A 2,376-nucleotide genomic window follows, 5' to 3' on the forward strand; every position below is an offset into this window, starting at 1 on the left:
ACTTTCCGAAGATGGCAAGGCTTTGCTCCAACAATGTGCCAACAAGTGTGGATGGGTTCTCGTGGCGACCGGAGCTTCTCTTTCCGCCATGGCGGATTTCGCGGCAATTGGTTCGTACATCGGTGGCGGGGACGGTGAGCGATACAGATTGACCACTGAAATAAACAGCGAAGAGGTGGCACACTCTAAAGTTAAGTGTGTTTGCGTTCATCTCGAATTCGATGACCTTCAAACTGTTACTCGTTTTATTGATGAACAAACAGAATTGAGTGATGCGTTGTTGGCTGTTGTGTATCGGCACGAAGGTAATGTTGTCGTTAGAACGGAGTTGGGCCGTCCTGCTCTAAAATTGATTTAACATTCCTCAGATTTGTCGTTCATCGCCGTCCACCAGCATAGAGCATCAGCTTGTATGGCTTTGCTGCTGGTGGCTAGTGGTTCCCCGCCCAGATTGTGGGTGTAAGCCCTGCGCAAAAAAGTAGCACATGTCAGCTGTTTAATCTAAAATATCTGGTAGTATATATTCTAATAATTAAGGGCTGCGGCCCTGTTAGATTGGCAGGGATGATGACATGGACGAAGAACTTTTCAGGGCGCAGTTGCAGCCGATCGTAAATATCAGTACGCGACAGACTCATTCTTTTGAGGTGCTCAGCCGGTGCGTGCAGGCGCTGGACATTGAATCGTTTTTCAAAACGGTGACACCGCGTTCCGGAGCAGACATCAGTATTAAGGTCTTGCGTGATACCATGGCTGGGTTCATCAATAACCCTCACACTCTTCAATTCAATCTCTCACCTAAGCAACTCTTGTTTCCCACGACACTCAATAAGCTCACGCACATATTAACGAAAAGCGGCTACCCGCCATCAATGTTGATCTGCGAGCTAACTGAAATCGATGACACGGATATTTTTCAGTTGGCTGAAGTGATGTGCAAGCTTACGTCCATGGGACTTAGATTTTCACTAGATGACTTCGGGACCGGCAAGAGTGGATACGAACGACTATTTAAGCTTCCTATCTCTCAACTTAAAATCGATCGACAGTTTATCGCGGAGATTGACCGCTGCACTAAACAACAAAAACTTGTCTCGCATTTAATTGATCTTTCTGAGATGTTTGGCGCAGAGGTCGTGGTGGAAGGGGTTGAAACTAAAAGTCAGCATGATACATTACATCAGATTGGAGTAACTCTTGCGCAAGGGTATTTCTACCAGAAGCCTTACCCCTTAAGAGAAATGCGTGAGCCGTACAGCTCTAACTGTGTAGAATCTGTAGTCTGGCCACTACCATACATACCGGCCTACTCAAAATAGTTGAGTTCGAGATAAAGAAAAAGCGACAACTTTTTTATTAAACTTGTCGCTTTTTTAGGGCTTCAAATAAGTAAAATCAATCACTTACAGAACGCTTATTGCGTTTTTGTCACAATGGAAACCCTAATTCATTAGGTAGATACCCAAATCCTCGTCTGATTCCGATGATACTGGGAACATTACGCCTGCTGCGGCATTCGTGAATTGGTCGCTCGCAAAGTCATTGCGCTCCTTAGTAATACCTAGAATGCCCTCCATGTATTTCAAGGCGTCCTCATAGTTCAGCTCCCCTCCAACGTAACCCAACGCATGCAGGCCTCTCTGAATGATTTCATTGAGCTGCTTTTGCTGGTGGTCGTTTAGTTCCGCATTCTTGTAAGTCTTCATCAGTTTGACCAAGTGACTTGCCCGTGATTTGTTTGAGTTTTCATTCTTCGTGCTTGTGCTCTTCTGAACGTGCGACTGCGCCATATACTCGGGACTGTCGTACCAGTCCGTGAAAATTTCAGACTTCGCTTTTCGGTACTCAGCCGTTTTCAAATAGATGTAAATCTGCATCAGGTCAATGTGGCTACGTTGAGACCAATAATACTTGAACATCACATTGCGCCCGTCGATGAGTGTTTTCCATAGATTAGAGCTGTGCTTACCAAACGCCGACATCTCCATCTCTTTTACCGGCGTACCATCAACTACGTATTCAGACAGAGCGTACGCGGTCATCTCCAAAATGTGTGAATGCGGCAACAGAAGATCAATAAGCCGCTTGCCCACATCTGTACTGAACTTCTTTCTGCCTGTGGAAAGGTTGTAATGCGTAATTTTGTTGATGCCTAAGTAATCAATCCACTCCTGCTGAGTGAAGAGTGACTTGTGGATTTTCACCATCTCTTCGTACTCGATCGTCGACAGCTCAAATCGGAATTCAACCTTGTGGCTAACCTCCAATAGTGGGCATGTGAAGATTGTCATTTCGCGTTCCGCACTCATGAGGGAGGCTTCATCTGCAGCGGACAGTTTTTTCTTGCCTTCGTGGTGGCGTTTTAGCATGGCATTT

At 45.7% G+C, this 2,376-nt stretch carries 3 protein-coding genes; 2 read left to right on the forward strand and 1 reads right to left on the reverse strand.

The genetic code is table 11. The features are described from left to right. Positions 1 to 358, forward strand: a 358-nt coding sequence (locus AC6R1O_RS15530; protein WP_500657336.1) for a hypothetical protein, incomplete at its 5' end; no start/stop codon positions are given. Between the two features lie 214 nt (positions 359 to 572). Further along, on the forward strand, positions 573 to 1,319 hold the full coding sequence (locus AC6R1O_RS15535; RefSeq protein ID WP_500657337.1) for an EAL domain-containing protein: 747 nt from the start codon (positions 573 to 575) through the stop codon (positions 1,317 to 1,319). Between the two features lie 123 nt (positions 1,320 to 1,442). Here AC6R1O_RS15535 and AC6R1O_RS15540 read toward each other — a convergent pair. Further along, a partial coding sequence (locus AC6R1O_RS15540; protein WP_500657338.1) for a hypothetical protein occupies positions 1,443 to 2,376 on the reverse strand: 934 nt, incomplete at its 5' end.

The sequence above is a fragment of the Vibrio sp. R11-SG3-ISO3-SZ genome, from assembly GCF_059834345.1.

Excerpts from the sequence above, each read along its gene's own strand:
- AC6R1O_RS15535 (WP_500657337.1), top strand. The coding sequence starts at position 573 with ATGGACGAAGAACTTTTCAGGGCGCAGTTGCAGCCGATCGTAAATATC.